The 21151-nt window shown below is 70.8% G+C and carries 19 protein-coding genes; 17 read left to right on the top strand and 2 right to left on the bottom strand.

Features of this window, described 5'->3' with window-relative positions; genetic code table 11:
* Positions 1-28: 28 nt before the first annotated feature.
* From ACZ6R6_RS15460 to ACZ6R6_RS15395, 14 genes are all read left to right on the top strand, one after another.
* Positions 29-445, top strand: coding sequence for a MarR family winged helix-turn-helix transcriptional regulator (locus ACZ6R6_RS15460; protein WP_470093732.1), 417 nt, complete (start codon positions 29-31; stop codon positions 443-445).
* Between the two features lie 132 nt (positions 446-577).
* Positions 578-1786, top strand: a complete 1209-nt coding sequence (locus ACZ6R6_RS15455; protein ID WP_470093730.1) for an MFS transporter — start codon at positions 578-580, stop codon at positions 1784-1786.
* Positions 1787-1857: 71 nt separating this feature from the next.
* Positions 1858-2448: a pyridoxal 5'-phosphate synthase glutaminase subunit PdxT gene (pdxT, locus tag ACZ6R6_RS15450; protein ID WP_470093728.1), complete on the top strand. Its 591-nt coding sequence runs from the start codon at positions 1858-1860 to the stop codon at positions 2446-2448.
* Between the two features lie 3 nt (positions 2449-2451).
* Positions 2452-3204, top strand: coding sequence for a YebC/PmpR family DNA-binding transcriptional regulator (locus ACZ6R6_RS15445; protein WP_470093726.1), 753 nt, complete (start codon positions 2452-2454; stop codon positions 3202-3204).
* Between the two features lie 131 nt (positions 3205-3335).
* Positions 3336-4610 (top strand): cation:proton antiporter, encoded by a 1275-nt coding sequence (locus tag ACZ6R6_RS15440; RefSeq protein WP_470093724.1) that lies wholly within the window; start codon positions 3336-3338, stop codon positions 4608-4610.
* Between the two features lie 63 nt (positions 4611-4673).
* A complete protein-coding gene (locus ACZ6R6_RS15435) occupies positions 4674-5831 on the top strand; it encodes a GNAT family N-acetyltransferase (RefSeq protein ID WP_470093722.1) in 1158 nt (385 codons plus the stop codon).
* A gap of 102 nt (positions 5832-5933) precedes the next feature.
* Entirely contained in the window at positions 5934-6521 is a 588-nt protein-coding gene (gene ruvC, locus ACZ6R6_RS15430) for a crossover junction endodeoxyribonuclease RuvC (protein ID WP_470094057.1), read from the top strand.
* Positions 6518-7138, top strand: coding sequence for a Holliday junction branch migration protein RuvA (gene ruvA / locus ACZ6R6_RS15425; RefSeq protein WP_470093720.1), 621 nt, complete (start codon positions 6518-6520; stop codon positions 7136-7138). The genes ruvC and ruvA overlap by 4 nt, the downstream gene beginning before the upstream one ends.
* A 184-nt stretch (positions 7139-7322) precedes the next feature.
* The gene (ruvB, locus tag ACZ6R6_RS15420; protein WP_470093718.1) at positions 7323-8381 is read left to right on the top strand and encodes a Holliday junction branch migration DNA helicase RuvB; all 1059 of its coding nucleotides are present in this window, start codon (positions 7323-7325) and stop codon (positions 8379-8381) included.
* Between the two features lie 226 nt (positions 8382-8607).
* Complete coding sequence (gene yajC, locus ACZ6R6_RS15415) at positions 8608-8964, top strand: preprotein translocase subunit YajC (protein ID WP_470093716.1); 357 nt, start codon at positions 8608-8610, stop codon at positions 8962-8964.
* A gap of 87 nt (positions 8965-9051) precedes the next feature.
* On the top strand, positions 9052-10809 hold the full coding sequence (secD, locus tag ACZ6R6_RS15410) for a protein translocase subunit SecD (RefSeq protein WP_470093714.1): 1758 nt from the start codon (positions 9052-9054) through the stop codon (positions 10807-10809).
* Positions 10809-11855, top strand: a complete 1047-nt coding sequence (gene secF / locus ACZ6R6_RS15405; protein ID WP_470093712.1) for a protein translocase subunit SecF — start codon at positions 10809-10811, stop codon at positions 11853-11855. Before secD ends, secF begins: the two co-directional genes overlap by 1 nt.
* A gap of 67 nt (positions 11856-11922) precedes the next feature.
* Positions 11923-12441, top strand: coding sequence for an adenine phosphoribosyltransferase (locus tag ACZ6R6_RS15400; RefSeq protein WP_306868713.1), 519 nt, complete (start codon positions 11923-11925; stop codon positions 12439-12441).
* 239 nt (positions 12442-12680) lie between these two features.
* Entirely contained in the window at positions 12681-14876 is a 2196-nt protein-coding gene (locus ACZ6R6_RS15395) for a RelA/SpoT family protein (RefSeq protein WP_306868714.1), read from the top strand.
* A 228-nt stretch (positions 14877-15104) separates the two neighbouring features.
* On the opposite strand, the gene ACZ6R6_RS15390 is transcribed toward ACZ6R6_RS15395, so the two are convergent.
* Together ACZ6R6_RS15390 and ACZ6R6_RS15385 are read right to left on the bottom strand one after the other, a co-directional pair.
* Positions 15105-16355: a DUF349 domain-containing protein gene (locus ACZ6R6_RS15390; protein WP_470093709.1), complete on the bottom strand. Its 1251-nt coding sequence runs from the start codon at positions 16353-16355 to the stop codon at positions 15105-15107.
* A gap of 38 nt (positions 16356-16393) precedes the next feature.
* Complete coding sequence (locus ACZ6R6_RS15385; protein ID WP_470093707.1) at positions 16394-17248, bottom strand: peptidylprolyl isomerase; 855 nt, start codon at positions 17246-17248, stop codon at positions 16394-16396.
* Between the two features lie 148 nt (positions 17249-17396).
* Here ACZ6R6_RS15385 and ACZ6R6_RS15380 point away from each other — a divergent pair, with 148 nt between their 5' ends.
* From ACZ6R6_RS15380 to aspS, 3 genes are read left to right on the top strand one after another with little or no spacing between them, the layout of a single operon-like run.
* Positions 17397-18092 (top strand): MBL fold metallo-hydrolase, encoded by a 696-nt coding sequence (locus tag ACZ6R6_RS15380; protein WP_470093705.1) that lies wholly within the window; start codon positions 17397-17399, stop codon positions 18090-18092.
* 2 nt (positions 18093-18094) lie between these two features.
* Entirely contained in the window at positions 18095-19360 is a 1266-nt protein-coding gene (gene hisS, locus ACZ6R6_RS15375) for a histidine--tRNA ligase (RefSeq protein WP_470093703.1), read from the top strand.
* Entirely contained in the window at positions 19357-21093 is a 1737-nt protein-coding gene (aspS, locus tag ACZ6R6_RS15370; protein ID WP_470093701.1) for an aspartate--tRNA ligase, read from the top strand. The genes hisS and aspS overlap by 4 nt, the downstream gene beginning before the upstream one ends.
* The last annotated feature ends 58 nt before the right edge of the window (positions 21094-21151 follow it).

Here is a 21151-nt window from a genome sequence, read left to right as displayed (position 1 = left end):
TAGCCAGACTAAGTTAGACTGGCTAACTATGACGACGGACGATCTGGCGCAGAGCCTTTCGAGAGAGCTGCGCCACCTGGTGCTGCTGCTGCGCCGCGTGGCGGCCGGACAGCCCCTCACCAGCCAGCAGTACGCCGTGCTGGGCTCGCTGGAGAGCGGCCCCCGCCGGATGACCGAGCTGGCCGAGGAGCACGGCGTCCAGCTGCCCACCATGACCGTGCAGATCAACCGGCTGGAGGAGCCGGGCCTGGTGACGCGCGGCGCGGACCCGGCCGACGCCCGGGTCCGCGCGGTCGAGCTCACCGAGGAGGGGCGCGCCCGCCTGGCCGCCGTCCGCCAGGCCCGCATCGCCTACCTGACCGGGCAGCTCACGGCGCTGACGGCCGAGGAGCGCGCCGCGATCGCCGCCGCGCTCCCGGCCCTGGCCAAGCTCGGCGACGGCTGACCCGGACCCGCGGGCCGGCGCCCTCGCCGCCGGCCGCGGCCCGCGCGCGGACGGCCCGCGTCACGGAGAAAACCCGCACCACCGGACGGTCCGGCGCCCGCGCCCACCCCGTCCGAGAAGGAGTTCACCCCCATGTCCGCACAGAGTGGCGGCAGCATCCTGCGCCAGCCGATGTCCGTCTGGGCCACCGCCTTCGCCGCGGTCGTCGCCTTCATGGGCATCGGCCTGGTCGACCCGATCCTGCCCTCCATCGCCCAGGGCCTGCACGCCGGTCCCAGCCAGGTCTCCCTGCTGTTCACCAGCTACTTCCTGGTCACCGCCGTGGCCATGCTCGTCACCGGGTGGGTCTCCAGCCGGATCGGCGGCAGGTCGACCCTGCTGCTCGGCCTGGCCCTGGTCGTGGTCTTCGCCGCGCTGGCCGGCACCTCCGGCAGCGTCGGCGAGCTGGTCGGCTTCCGCGCCGGCTGGGGGCTGGGCAACGCCCTGTTCGTCGCCACCGCCCTGGCCGTCATCGTCGGCGCGGCCAGCGGCGGCGCCGAATCGGCCATCATCCTCTACGAGGCGGCCCTGGGCCTGGGCATCTCCATGGGCCCGCTGGTCGGCGCCGCCCTCGGCGACTGGAACTGGCGCGCGCCCTTCTTCGGCACCGCCTCCCTCATGGCCGTCGGGTTCGTCCTCATCGCGACCCTGCTGAGGTCCACCCCCAAACCGGCGGTGAAGACCCGCCTGACCGCCCCGCTCCGGGCGCTGGCCCACGGCGGCCTGTCCACCACCGCCTTCACCGCGTTCTTCTACAACTTCGCCTTCTTCACCATCCTGGCCTTCACCCCGTTCATCCTCGGCATGTCGCCCTACGGCATCGGCGCGGTCTTCTTCGGCTGGGGCGCCTGCGTCGCGCTCTCCTCGGTCTTCGGCGCCCCCTTCCTGCAGCGGAGGATCGGCTCGGTCCGGGTGCTCCACCTGTCCCTGGCGGTGCTGGCCGCCCTGCAGGTCTGCATCGCGCTGTCCGGCCATGTCGGGATCATCGTCTCCGTCGTCCTGTCCGGCATCCCGATCGGCCTGAACAACACGGTGTTCACCGAGGCGGCCATGGAGGTCTCCGACGCGCCGCGTCCCGTCGCCTCCGCCGGCTACAACTTCGTCCGCTGGATGGGCGGGGCGCTGGCGCCGTACGTCGCCACCAAGCTGGGGGAGGAGGTCGCCCCCGCCCTGCCGTACTTCCTCGGCGCGCTCTGCTGCCTGGCGGGCATGGCCGTCCTGTACGGCAGACGCCACCACATGAGGAGCCTGGAGCGGGTGGACGCCGGCCACGCCCTCCAGGAGGCCCCCGCCGCGGCCTGACCCGGTTTGGGACGATGCGCAGAGTGGCCATACGCTGTGAGGGCATTCCGCGCACCTTGAAAGGACCACTGGTGACCATCGCCCCGACGATCGGTGTGTTCGCGTTGCAGGGTGACGTGCGTGAGCACGTGCACTCCCTGGAGACGGCGGGCGCGAAGGCGGTAGCCGTACGGCGGCCCGGTGAGCTGGAGGCGGTCGACGCCCTGGTCATCCCCGGCGGGGAGTCCACCACGATGTGGAAGCTCGCCGAGACCTTCGACCTGCTCGAACCGCTCCGGCTGAGGATCAAGGGCGGCATGCCCGCCTACGGCTCCTGCGCCGGCATGATCATGCTGGCCGACCGGATCGAGGGCGGCGTAGACGGCCAGCAGACGATCGGCGGCATCGACATGGTGGTCCGCCGCAACGCCTTCGGCCGCCAGGTCGACTCCTTCGAGGCCGACGTCGACTTCGCCGGCCGGGGCCCGTTGCGTGCGGTGTTCATCCGGGCGCCGTGGGTGGAATCCGTCGGTTCCGGGGTCGAAGTGCTGGCCCGGGCCGAAGCTGGGGATAGGATCGTCGCGGTCCGTCAAGGACCGCTGCTCGCCACGTCCTTCCATCCGGAACTTACCGGGGACGTCGGCGTGCATTCATATTTTGTTGAGATGGTGAGGGAGCTCTAGGCGATGTCCGGCCACTCCAAATGGGCGACGACGAAGCACAAGAAGGCCGCGCTCGACTCCAAGCGCGGCAAGCTGTTCGCCAAGCTCATCAAGAACATCGAGGTCGCGGCCCGGACCGGCGGCCCCGACCCGGACGGCAACCCGACGCTGTACGACGCCATCACCAAGGCGCGCAAGAGCTCGGTCCCGATCGACAACATCGAGCGTGCCCGCAAGCGCGGCGGCGGCCTGGAGGCCGGTGGCGCCGACTGGCAGACCATCATGTACGAGGGCTACGCCCCCGGCGGCGTGGCGGTGCTGATCGAGTGTCTGACCGACAACCGCAACCGCGCGGCCTCCGAGGTCCGGGTCGCCCTGACCCGCAACGGCGGCTCCCTGGCCGACCCCGGCTCGGTGTCCTACATGTTCAACCGCAAGGGCGTCGTGCTCGTGCCCAAGGGTGAGCTGTCGGAGGACGACGTGCTGACCGCGGTCCTCGACGCGGGCGCCGAGGAGGTCAACGACCTGGGCGACCAGTTCGAGGTCGTCTCCGAGGCCACCGACCTCGTCCCGGTCCGCAAGGCCCTGCAGGAGGCCGGGATCGACTACGACTCGGCCGAGTCCAGCTTCCTGCCGACGCTGAACGTCCCGCTCGACGAGGACGGCGCGCGCAAGGTCTTCAGGCTGATCGACGCCCTGGAGGACAGCGACGACGTCCAGAACGTCTGGGCCAACTTCGACGTCTCCGACGAGGTGCTGGACAAGCTCGACGCGTGAGGTCCGGTGCGGCGCCCGTCTCTCCGAGGAGAGGCGGGCGCTCCGCCGTCTGATACGGACTCCACGTCGTCTGTGGCGTTTGTCCCCCAGGGGATGTTTGTCCCCCAAGGGCGGGGCAGATCACGCGGACGATGGGAAACCCTGATCTGATCTTCGCGCTGGCGGGCGCCGGCGCCCTGCTCGCGGCCGTCCTGCCCAGGCTGCTCAACCGCAGGCCCTTCTCGCTGCCGCTGGCCTGCCTGATCGGCGGGGCCCTGCTCTACCTGCTGCCGCTGGAGCTGCCCAGACCCGACCCGGTGGCCCACCGGGCCCTGGTCGAGCACGCCGCAGAGATCTGCGTGCTGATCTCGCTCATGGGCGCCGGGCTCGCGATCAACCGGCCCTTCGGGCCGCGCGGCTGGGCCTCCACCTGGCGCCTGCTGGGGTGGACGCTCCCGCTGACCGTCGTGGCGGTGGCCGGCGTGGCCTCCGCGCTGCTGGGCTGGCCCCCGGCCGCGGCGCTGCTGCTGGGCGCGGTGCTCGCCCCGACCGATCCGGTGCTCGCCTCCGACGTGCAGGTCGGCGAGCCCGTCGACTCGGAGAAGGCCGACGACGAGGTCCGTTTCACCCTCACCTCCGAGGCGGGGCTCAACGACGGCCTCGCCTTCCCCCTGGTGTTCGCCGCCGTCGCGATGACGGCCACCGGGGGCCTCGGCTGGGTCGGCGGCTGGGCGCTGGTCGACCTGCTCTACCGGTGCGGGGCCGGCCTGGTCTGCGGGCTGCTGACCGGCAGGCTGCTGGGCCGGCTCTTCTTCCGCGCCCAGGTCTCCGATCTGCGCCTGGCCGAGCACCGGGACGGCTTCGTCGCGCTGGCCGCGACGTTCCTGGCCTACGGCCTGACCGAGCTGGTGCACGGGTACGGCTTCATCGCGGTGTTCGTGACCGGGTGCACGATCAGGGCGGCCGAGCGCACCCACGGCTACAACGGCGTGCTGCACGGCTTCATCGAGCAGATCGAGCGGCTGCTGACCGCCTGGCTGATCCTGCTGCTCGGCGGTTACGTGGCGACCGGCGGCCTGGCCGCCCTCACCTGGCGGGGCGCGGCCGTCGGGCTGTCGCTGCTGCTGGTGATCCGGCCGCTGGCCGGCTGGGCCGCCCAGCTCGGCGGCCCGGCGGGCCCGCGTGAGCGCGGCGTGACGGCCTTCTTCGGGATCCGCGGCATCGGCTCGCTGTTCTACCTCGCCTACGCCCTCGGCCAGGCCGACTTCGGCGTGCCCGCCGAGGAGCTCTGGGCGGTGGTCGCCTTCACCGTGCTGGCCTCGCTCGTCCTGCACGGCGTCACGGCGACCCCGGTGATGCGGCGGCTGGACCGCCTGCGCGACAGGGCGGGGGCCGCGGACGCCGAGCCCGCCACGCGCCACCTGTAGGGACCGATTCACCTGTGGTGACGATTCGCCTTAGCTCGCGTTCTCTGCCTAGGTTGGAGCCTTGTGGAACTACGTGATCTGACCGTCGACGATCTCGACGCGGTGCTGGACAACCGCAAGCGCGCCTTCGGGCCCGTCCCCGAGGGGGTGCAGGAGGTCTGGCGGAAGCTGGCCGTCCCGGCGCTGGAGGAGGGCAGATACCTCGGCGTCGTCGACGGCGCCCGCCTGGTGGCGACCAGCCGGATCAACGACTTCACCCAGTGGTGGCACGGCAGGCCGATCTCCATGGGCGGCGTCGCCTCGGTGACCGTCGCCCCCGAGGACCGGGGGCGGGGCGTCGGCCGCACCCTGATGCAGGCCACCATCGACCGCTGCGCGGCCCTGGGCCATCCGGTCTCGGCGCTCTACCCGGCCACCACCCACATCTACCGCTCCCTCGGCTGGGAGCACGCCGGCGCCATGCACGTGGCGACCCTGCCCGCCGAGGCGCTGCGCACGATCAGGCCCACCGAGCAGGTCAAGATCCGCCGGATGGGCCCCGGCGACGCCCCCGAGGTGGTCGCGCTCCTCGGCCGCGTCCACGCCGCCACCCGAGCCTCCGGCCCCCTGAGGCGGGGTGAGAGCGCCTGGCGCGTGCTGCTGGAGAACAAGGACGACTTCCTCTATCTGGCCGACGACGGCTTCGTGACCTACCACTGGGACGGCGGCGACATCAGGGTCTCCGCTCTCGTCGCGGGCTCGGAGGCCACGGCGCGGGCACTGTGGTCGCTGGTCGGCACCTCGGCCTCCGTCGCCAAGTCGGTCCGGGCGGTCGTCGCCCCCGACGACCCGGTGTTCTGGCTGATCGGCGACCGTCCCGAGGACCACGTCGCGCAGACCCGCTGGATGTTCCGCGTCGTCGACCTCGTCGCGGCCGTCGCCGGGCGGGGCTTCCCGGCGGGCGTCACCCTCGACGCCGCTATCCAGGTCGACGACCCCCAGCGCCCCGGCAACTCCGGCCCCTGGCAGCTGTCGGTCTCCGGCGGCTCCGGTACGGCCGAGCCCACCGCGACCCTGCCGGGATTCACCCCCACCTTCACCGCGGCCGGCTTCTCGGCCCTGTACGCCGGGATCCCGGCCGCGACCCTGCGCCGCTCGGGGATCCTCACCGGCCCGGCGGACTCCGACGACGCCCTCGACGCCGCCTTCCACGCCAAGCCGTACATGCTGGACCACTTCTGACGGGCGCCGCCGGGTAGCCGTGCGAGCGGCGCTCCCACGCGGTAGAGTCGGGCACCGAACAGGTGTTCGGCGAGCGGAGGCGTGTCGGTGCGGTTGCCCGAGCTGCGGGTGATGGGGGTCGACCCGGGGCTGACCCGGTGCGGACTCGGTGCGGTCGAGGGACGGCCCGGGGCGCCGCTGAGCCTCGTCAAGGTCGGAGTCGTCCGGACTCCGGCCGACGACGAGATCGGGGCCAGGCTGGTGGCGATCGAAGCGGGCATCGAGCAGTGGCTCGACGAGGTCGAGCCCGACGCGGTGGCCGTGGAGCGGGTCTTCGCCCAGCACAACCTCAGGACCGTGATGGGCACCGCGCAGGCCTCCGCGGTGGCGATCCTGTGCGCCTCCCGCCGGGGGCTGCCGGTGGCGTTGCACACGCCGTCGGAGGTCAAGGCCGCGATCACCGGCAGCGGCACGGCCGACAAGCAGCAGGTGGGGACCATGGTGACCCGGCTGCTGCGGCTGGATGCGATGCCCAAGCCCGCCGACGCCGCCGACGCGCTGGCGCTGGCGATCTGTCACGTGTGGCGGGGCGGGGCACAGAACCGGCTGGCGGAGGCGGTCGCCAGGACCAAAACCGGGCCGGGCACGACCGCCGCCGCCTACTTCCGGGGGCGGGGCCGGGCCGGATATTCGAGAGGAACCACACAGTGATCGCCTCGGTGCGGGGACGGGTGGCCGCGGTCGCGCCTGACGGCGCGGTGGTCGAGGTCGGCGGGGTGGGGATACTGGTCCACTGCACGCCGGGCACGCTGGCGACGCTCCGGGTGGGCGAGGAGGCCCGGCTGGCCACCTCGCTCGTGGTCCGGGAGGAGTCGCTGACGCTGTTCGGCTTCGGCAGCGACGACGAGCGCGCCGTCTTCGAGATGCTGCAGACGGCCAACGGGGTCGGCCCCAAGGTCGCCCTGGCGATGCTGGCCGTGCACACCCCCAACGCGCTCCGGACGGCCGTGGCGAGCGCCGACGTGAAGGCGCTGACCAGGGTCCCCGGCGTCGGCCCCAAGGGGGCCCAGCGGATCATCGTCGACCTCAAGGACAAACTCGGCACCCCCGAGCAGGCCGTCAACGCCGCGCTCAACGGCGGCGCGTCCGCGCCCGCCTGGCGCGACCAGGTCCACTCCGGTCTGGTCGGACTCGGCTACTCGGCCAGAGACGCCGACGAGGCCGTCGCCGCCGTCAGCTCCCAGGCCGACGCCGAGGTGGCGGAGGGCCGCTCCCCGCAGGTGGCGGCGTTGCTCAAGGCCGCGCTCCGCGCGCTGAGCGTCCGATGAGGGGGGCGCGCCCGATGCGGGCCTCCCGCGGACGCGGCGGCTGTGGCGAGGCGTGGACCGCCCACGTGGACCGGGTCCGGGCCGGCGGGCCGGGAGCGGGCCGGGTGGCCTGGGCTGAAACCTGGGATGACAGAGGCGGGGCCGGCGGGCCGGCGACCGCGCGTGCGAGTGAAGGCGGACCGGCGTGAGCTTCGAGCGGGATCTGGTGGCGCCGGACGCCGAAGGGGACGAACGCCTGATCGAGGCGGCGCTGCGGCCCAAGCGGCTGGATGAGTTCATCGGCCAGGCGCGGGTGCGCGAGCAGCTGTCACTGGTGCTGCAGAGCGCGCTGCGACGTAACCGGCCGCCGGACCACGTGCTGATGAGCGGCGGGCCCGGGCTGGGCAAGACGACCCTCTCCATGATCATCGCGACGGAGCTCTCCGTGCCGCTCCGGATCACCTCCGGGCCCGCGCTGGAGCGGGCGGGCGACCTGGCGGCGATCCTGTCGACCCTCTCGGAGGGAGAGGTCCTCTTCATCGACGAGATCCACCGGATGGCCCGTCCGGCGGAGGAGATGCTCTATCTCGCGATGGAGGACTTCCGTGTCGACATCGTGGTGGGCAAGGGGCCCGGGGCGACCGCGATCCCGCTGGAGGTCGCGCCGTTCACCCTGGTCGGGGCCACCACGCGGGCCGGGCTGCTGCCCGCGCCGCTGCGCGACCGGTTCGGGTTCGTCGCGCACATGGACTTCTACGAGGTGGCCGAGCTGGAGCAGGTGCTGCACCGCTCCTCGCGGCTGCTCGGTCTGGAGCTGCCCGGCGACGCGGCGCACGAGATCGCCGGGCGGTCGCGGGGCACGCCCCGCATCGCCAACCGGCTGCTGCGCCGGGTCCGCGACTTCGCCGAGGTGCGCTCCGACGGGGTGGTCACCAGAGACGTCGCCTCGGCGGCGCTGAACCTCTACGAGGTCGACGCCGAGGGCCTCGACCGGCTCGACCGGGCGGTGCTCGGGGCGCTGCTGCGCAAGTTCGGCGGCGGTCCGGTGGGGCTGTCCACGCTGGCGGTCGCGGTGGGGGAGGAGCCGGAGACGGTCGAGGTGGTCGCCGAGCCGTTCCTGGTCCGTCAGGGCCTGCTGGCGCGCACCCCCCGGGGCCGGGTCGCGACCGCCGCCGCCTGGCTCCACCTGGGCCTGACCCCGCCGCCCGACGCCTTCGGCGCCTCGATGATCGTCGATCTTGAGGATGATCCGGGCCCCGTCTGACGTTGGGTTTCGATGGGGAAACCGTACAGAGTTGATCACAGATCGGTGACAACGGTATCGAAATGGGAACTTCCCTGCGCGCCTGTCCGTGACTTCGTTGCCGCGCTCTTACAGCTCGCCTAAACTCCGTGGCTTGGCTGGCTGTGTAGGCTGACGTGCTGAGCGGCGTGGCCGCATATGACGTCCGGCGCCAGGCCGGTCATTCTTAAGCCTAAGGAGCGGCCCTATGGGCGACTACTCAAGCCTTATCATGATCGCTCTGATGGTCGTGGTGTTCTACTTCCTGCTCATCCGGCCGCAGCGCAAGCGGCAGCAGGAGCAGTCTCAGATGCAGAACTCCCTGACCCCTGGAACCCGCATCATGACCACGACGGGGCTCTTCGCGACCGTTGTGGCGATCGATGCCGACGACGTGATCCTGGAGATCGCCCCCGGTGTCGAGACCCGCTGGGTCAAGGCCGCGATCGGCCGCGTGCTGACCCCGGTCGACGACGAAGATGTCAAGTCCGTCGACATCGTGGACGACAATGTGGTGGAGACCGTGAAGCCGCACGGTGACGACCCGGACTCGCCGAAGAAGTGATGATCAGGCTAACCGACCATCCCCTATAGCCGAAAGAACTGACGACCAGTGGCCCGACCGACCAGCGGCCAGAGCAGACCGGGGCGTATGCTCCTGGTGCTTCTGGCGATCATTCTCGCCATGGGCGGGGTGATGTTCCTGAACAAGGCGTTCACCCCGGAATATGGCCTCGACCTCGCCGGCGGCACGACAGTGACGCTGCAGCCCGTCACGCCGAACGGCAGCGCTCCCACCGAGGAGAGCCTCAACCTCGCCGTCAGCATCATCCGGAACCGGGTTAACGGCAGCGGAATCTCCGACGCCGAGGTCGCCAAGTCCGGTGACAACATCGTCATCTCCGTCCCCGGAGCGGGCCAGGAGGAAGTCGTCAAGCTGGTCGGCACCACCGCGGAGCTCCGTTTCCGCCAGGTGATGGCGGTCACGGCCGGGTCGCCGCCCCCTCCCGGGCAGATGTCCACCCAGGCGCCGACGCCGTCGCCCACCCCCGCGGCCACCGGTAAGCAGACCTCCAAGACGCGGCAGCCGGCCCAGACGGCCACGCCGAGCCCCACCGGCTCGCCGGCCGGCCGCGCCCTGTCCTCGGCGCTGACCAACCCGAGCCCGGCCACCACGCCGGCCCCCTCGGACCGGCCGCGCAAGAACGCCTCCCCGTCCGCGGAGCCGCGCAAGAACGCCTCCCCGTCCGCGGAGCCGAGCAAGAGCGCCGCCCCGTCGGCCCAGCCGACCCTCCCGGCCGACGACCCGATGGCGGGCGTCGACACGACCGGGATCGACTCGGCGGTGCTCAAGCAGTTCGAGGCGCTCGACTGCTCCAAGCACAAGGGCCAGGGTGCCCAGGACGACCCCAACAAGCAGTTCGTGGGCTGCAGCCAGGACGGCAGCGCCAAATACGTGCTCGACAAGGCGGCCGTGACCGGCACCTCGATCGACACCGCGACCTCCGGCGTGGACCAGACCACCGGAGAGTGGCTCGTCCAGCTCTCCTTCAAGGGCGATGGCCCGAGCCAGTGGTCGAAGGTCACCACCACCGCCTTCAACTCCCAGCCGCCGCGCAACCAGGTCGCCATGGTCCTGGACGGCGTGGTGATCTCCGCTCCGGTCATCCAGGAGCCGATCACCGGCGGCCGGGCGCAGATCTCCGGCAGCTTCACCCAGGTGACGGCCGACGAGCTGGCCAGCCAGCTCAAGTTCGGCGCCCTGCCGCTGAAGTTCGAGAAGAGCTCCATCGACGAGGTCTCCTCCACCCTGGGCGCCGACCAGCTCCGCGGCGGTCTGATCGCCGGTGCGATCGGCCTCGGCCTGGTGCTGATCTACTCGATGCTCTACTACCGGGGCCTGGGCATCGTCTCGGTGCTGAGCCTCATGGTCGCCTCGGTCCTGACCTACGAGGCGGTGGTGATCCTCGGCGAGTTCGCGGGCTTCCGCCTGTCGCTGCCGCACATCATCGGCCTGATCGTCTCGATCGGTATCACCGCGGACTCGTTCATCGTCTACTTCGAACGCATCCGTGACGAGATGAAGGAGGGCCGCCGCTCGCTGCGGACGGCCGTCGAGGTCGCCTGGGTCCGTGCCCGGCGCACGATCCTGATCGCCGACGCGGTCATGTTCATCGCCGCCGTGGTGCTCTACTTCCTGGCCGTCGGCGGTGTGGCCGGATTCGCGTTCGCGATGGGCCTGACCACTCTCATCGACATCGTCGTGGTGTTCATGTTCACCAAGCCGTTCGTCGCCCTGCTCGCCAAGAGGAAGTTCTTCGCCAAGGGCCACAAGCTCTCCGGTCTGGACGCCGAGCGCATGAGCACCCAGACGGCGGCCGGCTCCAAGCCCACCCCGCAGGAGGCCTGATGTCCGGCATCGCGCGCCGGCTCTACCGCGGCGAGGTCGACGTCGACTTCGTCGGGCGCAAGAAGCTCTGGTACGGCCTCTCCGCCGTCCTTCTGGTGATCTCCATCGCCGGTCTGGTCATCCACGGCCTCAACCTGGGGGTGGAGTTCAAGGGCGGGTCGGTCTTCTCCTTCAAGGCCCCGGCCGCCAACATCCAGGAGGTGCGCGGCACCTTCAGCGACGCCGGCGTGCACCAGATCATCGCGCAGACGACCAAAAACGGCTGGCGGGTCACCACCGAGAGCCTGCCGCCCGAGGAGGTGACCACGGTCCAGAAGTCGGTCGCCCAGAAGTTCGGCCTGCCGCAGAACCAGGTCAACCTCCAGGTGATCGGCGCCTCGTGGGGCGGTCAGGTGGCCGACAAGGCCGTCGTCGGCCTGATCGTCTTCATGCTGGCGATCATCCTGTACCTGACGCTCGCCTTCGAGTGGAAGATGGCGCTGGCCGCCGTCGTGGCGCTGTTCCACGACCTGGTGATCACCGCCGGCGTCTACGCGTGGTCCGGCTTCGAGGTCACCCCGGCGACCCTGCTGGGCTTCCTGACGATCCTGGGCTACTCGCTGTACGACGCGGTCGTCGTGTTCGACATGATCAAGGAGGTCACCGCCAAGCTCGGCACGACCTCCAAGATGACCTACACGCAGGCCGCCAACAACGCGCTGAACCACACGCTGATCCGGTCGCTGAACACCACCCTGGTGGCGATCCTGCCGGTGGCGGCGATCCTGTTCATCGGCACCACGCTGTTCGGCGCCGGTACGCTGAAGGACCTGTCGCTGGCCCTGTTCGTCGGCATGATCGTCGGCACGTACTCCTCGCTGTGCGTGGCGACGCCGCTGCTGGTCACGTTGAAGGAGCGCGAGCCGCGCTACCAGGCCATCGCCCGCAGGCTCGCCGCCCACGGCGGCGCGGCCGGGAGCGCGGCCAAGAGCACCCGCCAGCCGGTCACGGCGGGAGCCGCCAACGGCTCCGCCCCCGAGGCCGACAAGCGCGACAAGAAGAAGTAGGCAACAGCAGATCACGCCTCCGCTCCCTCCGAGAGGGGGGCGGAGGCGTTTTCGTAAGGATGTGACCATGAGTGACCTGCGCCGGCTGATCCTGGACCGGATCCGCGACGTGCCCGACTACCCCCAGCCGGGAGTGCTGTTCAAGGACATCACCCCCCTGCTCGCAGACCCGCACGCGTTCGCCGCGGTGGTGGACGAGTTCGCCGGGCTCCACCAGGTCGACAAGATCGTCGGCATCGAGGCGCGGGGCTTCATCCTGGCCGCCCCGGCCGCCTGCAGGGCCGGCGCCGGGTTCGTCCCGGTACGGAAGAAAGGCAAACTGCCCTCCGAGACGCTTGAGGCGTCCTACGATCTGGAGTACGGTTCCGCCACCATCGAGGTCCATCGGGACGCCTTCGCCCCAGGAGATCGCGTCCTGATCGTCGACGACGTGCTCGCCACCGGAGGTACGGCGCGTGCGGCGGTGGAGCTGGTCCGCAGGGCGGGTGCCGAGGTCGTCGCCATCGCCGTGCTCATGGAATTGGCCTCCCTCGAGGGGCGCAAGCAGCTGGACGGCGTCGAGCTGCACTCCCTCGTGATCGTCTGATTCCACCCCGCCGGGGGAAGCATCTAAGCCGGTCTGGATACACTTGGGGGATCTGGACTCGAATGTGAGGAGTCTGAGTGCCCCGTGATGTGGTCGTCCCCGACGTGACCGCCGACGGTGGCGGTCCCGTGACGGCCGTCCCGGCCGGCGATGCCGGTTCCGCCATGTCCGGAGCCACCGAAGAGAAGCCTGCGGTAAGGCGCAGACTCGCACGCTTTGGGGGGCAATGGGGTGGCGCCATGAATCCGGTGCTGGAGCCTCTGTTCAGGACGGTCCGCGCGACCCATCCGAAGGCGGACCTGCGGCTGATCGAGCGTGCCTACGACGTGGCCGCCTATCATCACCGCGATCAGAAGCGCAAAAGCGGCGATCCCTACATCACTCATCCCCTGGCGGTCGCGACGATCCTGGCCGAGCTGGGCACCGACGACGAGACGCTGTGCGCCGCGCTGCTGCACGACACCGTCGAGGACACCGCCTACGGCCTGGAGGAGCTGCGCTCGGACTTCGGCGAGAACATCGCGCTGCTGGTCGACGGCGTCACCAAGCTGGACAAGGTCAAGTTCGGTGACGCCGCGCAGGCCGAGACCGTGCGCAAGATGGTCGTGGCGATGTCCCGCGACATCCGGGTCCTGGTGATCAAGCTCGCCGACCGGCTGCACAACATGCGCACCATGCGCTACCTGCCCGAGCACAAGCGGCAGCAGAAGTCCCGCGAGACGCTGGAGATCTTCGCGCCGCTCGCCCACCGGCTGGGCATGAACACCATCAAGTGGGAGCTGGAGGACCTCGCGTTCGCCATGCTCTACCCCAAGCGCTACGACGAGATCGCCAGGATGGTCTCCGAGCGCGCCCCGCGCAGGGACCTGTTCCTGCAGGAGGTCATCGAGAAGGTCTCCGTCGACCTGCGCGAGGCCAAGATCCGCGCGGTGGTCAAGGGGCGCCCCAAGCACTACTACTCGGTCTACCAGAAGATGATCGCCAGGGACGTCGCCTTCGACGACATCTACGACCTGGTCGGCATCCGGGTGCTGGTCGACACGGTCCGCGACTGCTACGCCGCCCTCGGAACGATCCACGCGCGATGGAACCCGGTGCCCGGCCGGTTCAAGGACTACATCGCGATGCCCAAGTTCAACATGTACCAGTCGCTGCACACGACGGTCATCGGCCCCGAGGGCAAGCCGGTGGAGCTGCAGATCCGCACCCACGGCATGCACCACAGGGCCGAGTACGGCGTGGCCTCGCACTGGAAGTACAAGGAGGAGATGACCACCTCCGGCCCGCCCGGCGGGAAGCTGAAGCCGGCCAGCGACATGGCCTGGCTCCGTCAGCTGCTGGACTGGCAGAAGGAGACCGCCGACCCGGGGGAGTTCCTGGAGTCGCTCAGGTTCGACCTGTCGGTCTCGGAGGTGTACGTCTTCACGCCGCGGGGCCAGGTGATCGCCCTCCCCGAGGGGGCGACGCCCGTCGACTTCGCCTACGCGGTGCACACCGAGGTCGGCCACCGCTGCATCGGCGCCCGGGTCAACGGCCGCCTGGTGCCGCTGGAGTCGCGGCTGGGCAACGGCGACACCGTTGAGATCTTCACCTCCAAGTCGCCCGACGCGGGCCCCTCGCGCGACTGGCTCAAGTTCGTCAAGTCCGGCCGGGCCCGCAACAAGATCCGCCAGTGGTTCTCCAAGGAGCGCCGCGAGACCGCGATCGAGGCGGGCAAGGAGGCCATCGGCCGGGCCATGCGCAAGCAGGGCCTGCCCCTGCAGCGCATGATGTCCGGAGAGTCCCTCCTGACCCTCGCCAGGGATCTGCGCTACCCCGACGTCTCCGCGCTCTACGCGGCCGTCGGGGAGGGCCACATCGCCGCCCAGGCGGTCGTGCAGAAGCTGGTGCACTCCCTCGGGGGAGTGGAGGGCGCCGAGGAGGACATCGCCGAGGCGGCGGTGCCGACGAAGGTGCGCGGCCGTCCCCGGGGCAGCGGCGGCGCCGGTGTGGTGGTGGCGGGCGACTCGGACGTGTGGGTACGGCTGTCGCGCTGCTGCACCCCCGTGCCCGGTGACGAGATCATCGGGTTCGTCACCCGCGGGCACGGCGTGTCGGTGCACCGCACCAACTGTCCCAACGTGGAGCAGCTGAAGTCCGAGCCGGACCGGCTGGTGGAGGTGGCCTGGTCGGCCGCGGACGGCTCGGTGTTCCTGGTCGCCCTGCAGGTCGAGGCGCTCGACCGGCCGCGCCTGCTGTCGGATGTGACCCGGACCCTGTCGGACCAGCACGTCAACATCCTGTCGGCGTCGGTGACGACGTCCAGGGACCGGGTGGCGATCAGCAAGTTCACCTTCGAGATGGGCGATCCCAAGCATTTGGGGCACGTCCTGAAGGCGGTGCGCAACATCCCGGGCGTCTACGACGTCTACCGGGTGAGCGGCGCCGGCGCCTGACCCGTCCGCCCTCCCGCCGGGCCGGTCCACGCCGCCCGGCAGGAGGGCCGCTCCGCGCTCCGGAGCCCGGACCGCCTGGGGAAGCTCCGGCCGCGCCGTACGGGCCCCTCAGGGGGACCTGAGGGCGCCACAGGGGGTCCTGGCGGCGGCCGGCGCCGAGGGGAGCCGGGGAAAAACCTGAGGGCGTGCCCCCGAGCGGGGAGCACGCCCTCGGCGCCTGTCAGCGGGTCAGGAGAACTCGGCGAGCGTGCGCTCGGCCTCGTCCAGCCAGGAACGGCGGGCGTTCAGGGCCTCCTGCGCGTCCTTGACGTCCTTGTCCTTGCCGGCCGCCTGCGCCTTGGCCAGACGGGCCTCCAACTGCTCGATCGACTTGTGGAGCTGGTCGACCGTGTTCTGGGCCCGGGCGCGGGCCTCGGGGTTGGAGCGCTTCCACTCCGCCTCCTCGGCCTTGCGGACCGCGTCGTCGATCTTGCGCAGCCCGCCCTCGAGGCGGTCGCGCTGCTCGCGCGGGACCGGGCCGGCCGCCTCCCACCGCTCCAGGATTCCGCGCAGCGCGGTCCTGGCGGAGCGGGCGTCGGAGACCGGAACGATCTTCTCGGCCTCGGCCAGGAGCTGCTCCTTGGCCTCGGCGTTGGCCGCGAGCGAGGCGTCGCGCTCGGCGAAGACCGCGGAGCGGGCCTGGAAGAACTGGTCCTGGGCGCCCTTGAAGCGGGCCCAGAGCTCGTCCTCGACCTCGCGGGAGGCCCGGCCGGCCGACTTCCACTGCTGCATCAGCTCGCGGTAGGCGGAGGCGGTGGCGCCCCAGTCGGTGGAGGAGGCCAGCGCCTCGGCCTCGGCCACGATGCGCTCCTTGGAGGAGCGCACGCCCTCGCGCTGCTCGTCCAGCCCCGCGAAGTAGGCCTTGCGCCGCTTGGCGAAGGCCGTGCGGGCCGCCGACAGCCGCTTCCAGAGCGCCGCCTCGGTGACGCGGTCGATGCGCTCGGCCGCCTTCCACTCCTCGACGAGCTGGCGCAGCCGCTCGCCGCCGGTCTTCCAGTGGGTGGTGTCGTCGGCGATGCGCTCGGCCTCGGCGACGATCCGCTCCTTGACGCCCTTGGCCTCCGCGCGGGCCACGTCACGGGCGGCCTTGACCTCCTCGCGGCGCTGGGCGACCAGCTCCGTCAGGGCGGCCAGCCGGCTCAGCAGCGCGTCGAGGTCGCCGACCGCGTGCGCGTCGGTGATCGCTTCGCGGAGCTTGACGATGGTCGCCTCGGCCTGGGCGGGCGGCAGGTCGGTGCCGCGGACCCGCTGTTCCAGCAGCGTCACCTGCCCGGCCAGCTCGTCGAACTTGCGATGGAAGTAGGCGAGTGCCTCTTCCGGCTCGCCGGCCTGCCAGGACCCGACGGCCCGTTCTCCCTCAGCCGTACGCACGTAGACGGTGCCGTCGTCGTCTACCCGGCCCCACGGGTCGGTGCTCACCGTGTCCTCCCGCACTTTCATCAGCCTTTCGAGGCTAACCGCCCCTTGGTTGTATTACGTCAGCTCTTGTTGGACATTGTCACGTTTTTGATTTCGACGGTTTCCTTCGGGGCTCCGGTCCCGTCCGGCCCGGGGGTGATGACGCCGCCCTTGTTCACCTTGTCGATGATCTCCATGCCCTTGGTGACCGTACCGAACGGGGTGTACTGCGGCGGCAGCTGGGTGTCGCCGTACACGATGAAGAACTGGCTGCCGTTGGTGTCGGGGCCGCTGTTGGCCATGGCCACGACACCGCGGGTGTATTTGGCGCCTTCGAGGTTCTCGTTGACGAAACGGTAGCCCGGGCCGCCCTGGCCGTCGGTCTGGCCCTTGCCGTCGGCCTTGGCCAGTGGGTCGCCGCACTGCAGCATCGGGAACTGGTCGGAGCCGAGGCGGTGGCACTTGGAGCCGTCGAAGAACTTCTTCTCCGCCAGGAACGCGAAGGAGTTGACCGTGCACGGCGTCTTCTCGGCCGAGACCGCGATCACGATGTCGCCCTGGTTGGTCTTGAGGGTCATCGTCTTGGGTTTGGTGTCCACCTTGGCCGGGGGCATGCCCACGTTCTTGGCGGGGCCGCCGTCGGCGTCGGCGACGTAGCCGCAGGTGCCGCTGGCCGGGTCGAAGGCCGTCGGCTTGGCGGCGGCGGCACCCGTCTCCGACGGGCTCGCCGAGGCCGCCGGGGTGGCCGTGGCCGGTGAGTCGCCGCCTCCGAGCAGGGTCGTCGCGGCGACGACGCCGCCGATGACCACCACGACGGCCACGCTGGTGCCGATGATCGCGTTGCGCTTGGCCCTGGCCTCGCGCTCCAAGCGCCGCTGGGTCTGCCGCTCGTAGTGCTCGCGCGCCAGCTGCTTCTGGCGGTCCTTGCCGCTCACCGCTTCGCCCTCCCGAGTGCCGGAGTATTACTTAATGAGGTGGGCGAATCGTATCGGCCAAAGGGTAATGGTTCGCAGCCCGCCGACCCGCACCGGTACCCTTCGGTTACATTCCCATCCGTATTCTTGACGAGATCAGCTGAGGCAGATGCTCATCGCCGGCTTTCCCGCAGGGTCGTTTCAGACCAACTGCTACGTCGTCGCTCCCGCCGCCGGCGAGGAGTGCGTCATCGTCGACCCGGGCCAGAACGCCGTCGGCGACCTCGACGACGTGCTGCGCGAGCATCGGCTCAAGCCGGTCGCGGTGCTGGTCACCCATGGGCACATCGACCACATGTGGTCGGTCGCCCCGGTCTGCGGGGCACGCGACGTCCCCGCGTGGATCCACCCGGAGGACCGCGAGCTGCTCTCGGATCCGGGCAAGGGGCTGTCGCTGACGACCCGGCAGCAGCTGTTCGGCGGGCTGACCTTCAGCGAGCCCGACGACGTGCGCGAGCTCGCCGACGGCGAGGTGCTGCGGCTGGCGGGCATGGAGCTCACCGTCGACCACACCCCGGGCCATACCAGGGGGTCGGTGACGTTCCGGCTGCCCAGCACCGAAGAGATCCCGGACGTGCTGTTCTCGGGCGACCTGCTGTTCGCCGGCTCCATCGGCCGCACAGACCTCCCGGGCGGCGACTACCCGACCATCCTGCGCAGCCTGGCGACCAAATGCCTGCCGCTGCCGGAGGACACGGTGGTCCTGCCCGGCCACGGACCACAGACCACGATCGGCCACGAGCGCGCCACCAACCCGTATCTCGCGGAAGCCGCCCCGTACGCCGCTCCCACCAGGGGACTCTAAAAATGACTTTGCAGGCGCCCAAGGGCACCTTTGACTGGCTCCCACCGCGTTCGGAGCAGGCGCTCGCCGTGCGGGAGGCGCTGACCGCCCCGGCCCGCCGCGCGGGCTACGGCTACATCGAGACCCCGGTCTTCGAGGACACCGCGCTGTTCGTCCGCGGGGTCGGCGAATCGACCGACATCGTCTCCAAGGAGATGTACACCTTCGAGGACAAGGGCGGGCGCTCCCTCACGCTGCGCCCCGAGGGCACCGCCTCGGTCGTGCGCTCGGTCCTCCAGCACGGCCTGCACAACGGCCAGCTCCCGGTGAAGCTGTGGTACTCCGGCAGCCAGTTCCGCTACGAGCGCGCCCAGAAGGGCCGCTACCGCCACTTCTGGCAGGTCGGCGCCGAGGCGCTGGGGGCGGAGGACCCGGCGCTGGACGCCGAGCTGATCGTGCTGGCCGCCGACGGCTATGCCGGGCTGGGGCTCACCGGGGTCCGGCTGCTGCTCAACACGCTGGGCGACCGGGAGTGCCGCCCCGTCTACCGGGCCGCGCTCCAGGACTTCCTGCGCACCCTCGACCTCGACGAGGCCACCCGGCAGCGGATCGAGATCAATCCGCTGCGCGTGCTCGACGACAAGCGCCCCGAGGTGCAGGCCCAGCTCGCCGGGGCCCCGCTGGTCGTCGACCACCTGTGCGAGGCGTGCAAGATCTACCACGAGGAGGTCCGCTCGCTGCTGACCGCCTCCGGCGTGGCCTACACCGACGACCCCAGGCTGGTCCGCGGGCTCGACTACTACACGCGCACCACGTTCGAGTTCGTCCATGACGGGCTGGGCTCCCAGTCGGCGGTCGGCGGCGGTGGCCGCTACGACGGGCTGAGCGAGATGCTCGGCGGCCCGGCCCTGCCCAGCGTCGGCTGGGCGCTCGGCGTCGACCGGACGCTCCTGGCCATGGAGGCCGAGGGCCTGGCGGGCGCCGAGACCACCGACCCGCGCGTCCAGGTGTACGGTGTGCCGCTGGGTGAGGAGGCGCGCCGCCGGATGTTCCTGCTCATCACCGAGCTGCGCCGGGCCGGTCTCGACGCCGACATGTCGTTCGGCGGCAAGGGCGTCAAGGGCGCCATGAAGGGCGCCGACCGGTCGGGGGCGAGCTATGCGGTGATCCTCGGCGAGCGAGATATCGCCGCGGGGTCCGCACAGGTCAAGGACCTGGTCAGCGGCGACCAGGCCGCCGTACCGCTCGCTGAGATCGTCACGACCTTGAAGGAGAGACTGAAGAAATGATCCGCACGCACGAAGCGGGATCACTGCGCAAGGAGCACGCCGGGCAGCAGGTGACGCTGGCCGGCTGGGTGGCGCGCCGCCGCGACCACGGCGGCGTGGTCTTCATCGACCTGCGTGACGCCTCCGGTTCCTCCCAGGTGGTCTTCCGCGAGGAGGACGACGCGCACGGCCTGCGCGCGGAATACTGCGTCAAGGTCGTCGGAGAGGTGCGGGTCCGTCCGGAGGGCAACGAGAACCCCGAGCTGCCGACCGGTGCGATCGAGGTCGTCGCCTCCGAGGTCGAGGTGCTCAGCGAGTCCGCCCCGCTGCCGTTCCCGATCGAGGGCGGCACCGGGGTGTCGGAGGAGGCCCGGCTCAAATACCGCTACCTCGACATCCGCCGCCAGCAGGTCGCGCAGGCCATGCGGATCCGCTCCAAGGCCACCTACCTGGCCCACGAGGTGATGAACGAGCACGGGTTCAACTACATCGAGACCCCGACGCTGACCCGTTCCACCCCCGAGGGCGCCCGCGACTTCCTGGTCCCGGTCCGCCTGCAGCCCGGTAGCTGGTACGCGCTGCCCCAGTCGCCGCAGCTGTTCAAGCAGCTGCTCATGGTCGCCGGCATGGAGCGCTACTACCAGCTCGCCCGCTGCTTCCGCGACGAGGACCTGCGCGCCGACCGGCAGCCGGAGTTCACCCAGATCGACGTCGAGATGTCCTTCGTGGACCAGGACGACGTCATCGCCCTGGGCGAGGCTCTGATCAGCCGCATCTGGAAGGAGACGCTCGGCTACGAGCTGCCGACGCCGCTGCCCCGGATGACCTACTGGGAGGCCATGTCCCGCTACGGCTCCGACAAGCCGGACCTGCGGTTCGGCCAGGAGCTCGTCGAGATGACGGAATACTTCGCCGAGACCACCTTCCGCGTCTTCCAGGCTCCCTACGTGGGCGCCGTGGTCATGCCGGGTGGCGCCTCCCAGACCCGCAAGGAGCTGGACGGCTGGCAGGAGTGGGCCAAGTCGCGCGGCGCCAGGGGCCTGGCCTACGTCCTCGTCGGCGAGGACGGCACGCTCGGCGGCCCGGTCGCCAAGAACCTCTCGGAGAGCGAGGCCGCGGGCCTGGCCGCCAAGACGGGCGCCAAGCCCGGTGACGCGATCTTCTTCGCGGCCGGCGCGGCCTCGGGCTCGCGCGACCTGCTCGGCGCGGCCCGCCTGGAGATCGGCCGCCGCTGCGGCCTGATCGACGAGTCGGCGTGGAACTTCCTGTGGATCGTCGACGCCCCCATGTTCGAGGAGGACGGCGAGGGCGGCTGGACCGCGGTCCACCACCCGTTCACCGGGCCCAAGCCCGAGTGGGCCGACAACTTCCAGGACCACCCCGGCGAGGCCCTGGCCTACGCCTACGACATGGTCTGCAACGGCATGGAGATCGGCGGCGGCTCGATCCGTATCCACCGGGCCGAGATGCAGCAGCGCGTCTTCGACGTGCTCGGCATCTCCAAGGAGGAGGCGGAGAGCAAGTTCGGCTTCCTGCTGGAGGCGTTCAAGTACGGCCCGCCCCCGCACGGCGGCATCGCCTACGGCTGGGACCGCGTCTGCATGCTCCTGGCGGGCGGCGACTCGATCCGCGACGTCATCGCCTTCCCGAAGACGGCTTCCGGCTTCGACCCGCTGACCAGCGCGCCCACCCCGATCACGGGTGAGCAGCGCAAGGAGGCGGGCGTGGACGCCAAGCCGAAGGCGGAGGTCTAGGCTCCCCGGCACGGTCGGAGGCCCCCCGGAACAGCCGCGTTCCGGGGGGCCTCCGCCG

This window comes from Streptosporangium sp. NPDC048886 (genome assembly GCF_055586905.1).
Note: the sequence above shows the minus strand (reverse complement) of the source record. Positions and strands in the feature narration are given on the sequence as shown.

Coding starts and splice junctions, on each gene's coding strand:
- ACZ6R6_RS15455 (WP_470093730.1), top strand. CDS start 578: ATGTCCGCACAGAGTGGCGGCAGCATCCTGCGCCAGCCGATGTCCGTC.
- ACZ6R6_RS15390 (WP_470093709.1), bottom strand. CDS start 16,355: ATGAAAGTGCGGGAGGACACGGTGAGCACCGACCCGTGGGGCCGGGTA.
- ACZ6R6_RS15440 (WP_470093724.1), top strand. CDS start 3,336: ATGGGAAACCCTGATCTGATCTTCGCGCTGGCGGGCGCCGGCGCCCTG.
- ACZ6R6_RS15395 (WP_306868714.1), top strand. CDS start 12,681: ATGAATCCGGTGCTGGAGCCTCTGTTCAGGACGGTCCGCGCGACCCAT.
- ACZ6R6_RS15400 (WP_306868713.1), top strand. CDS start 11,923: ATGAGTGACCTGCGCCGGCTGATCCTGGACCGGATCCGCGACGTGCCC.
- yajC (WP_470093716.1), top strand. CDS start 8,608: ATGGGCGACTACTCAAGCCTTATCATGATCGCTCTGATGGTCGTGGTG.
- hisS (WP_470093703.1), top strand. CDS start 18,095: ATGACTTTGCAGGCGCCCAAGGGCACCTTTGACTGGCTCCCACCGCGT.
- ACZ6R6_RS15460 (WP_470093732.1), top strand. CDS start 29: ATGACGACGGACGATCTGGCGCAGAGCCTTTCGAGAGAGCTGCGCCAC.
- ACZ6R6_RS15445 (WP_470093726.1), top strand. CDS start 2,452: ATGTCCGGCCACTCCAAATGGGCGACGACGAAGCACAAGAAGGCCGCG.
- secD (WP_470093714.1), top strand. CDS start 9,052: ATGCTCCTGGTGCTTCTGGCGATCATTCTCGCCATGGGCGGGGTGATG.
- secF (WP_470093712.1), top strand. CDS start 10,809: ATGTCCGGCATCGCGCGCCGGCTCTACCGCGGCGAGGTCGACGTCGAC.
- aspS (WP_470093701.1), top strand. CDS start 19,357: ATGATCCGCACGCACGAAGCGGGATCACTGCGCAAGGAGCACGCCGGG.
- ACZ6R6_RS15380 (WP_470093705.1), top strand. CDS start 17,397: ATGCTCATCGCCGGCTTTCCCGCAGGGTCGTTTCAGACCAACTGCTAC.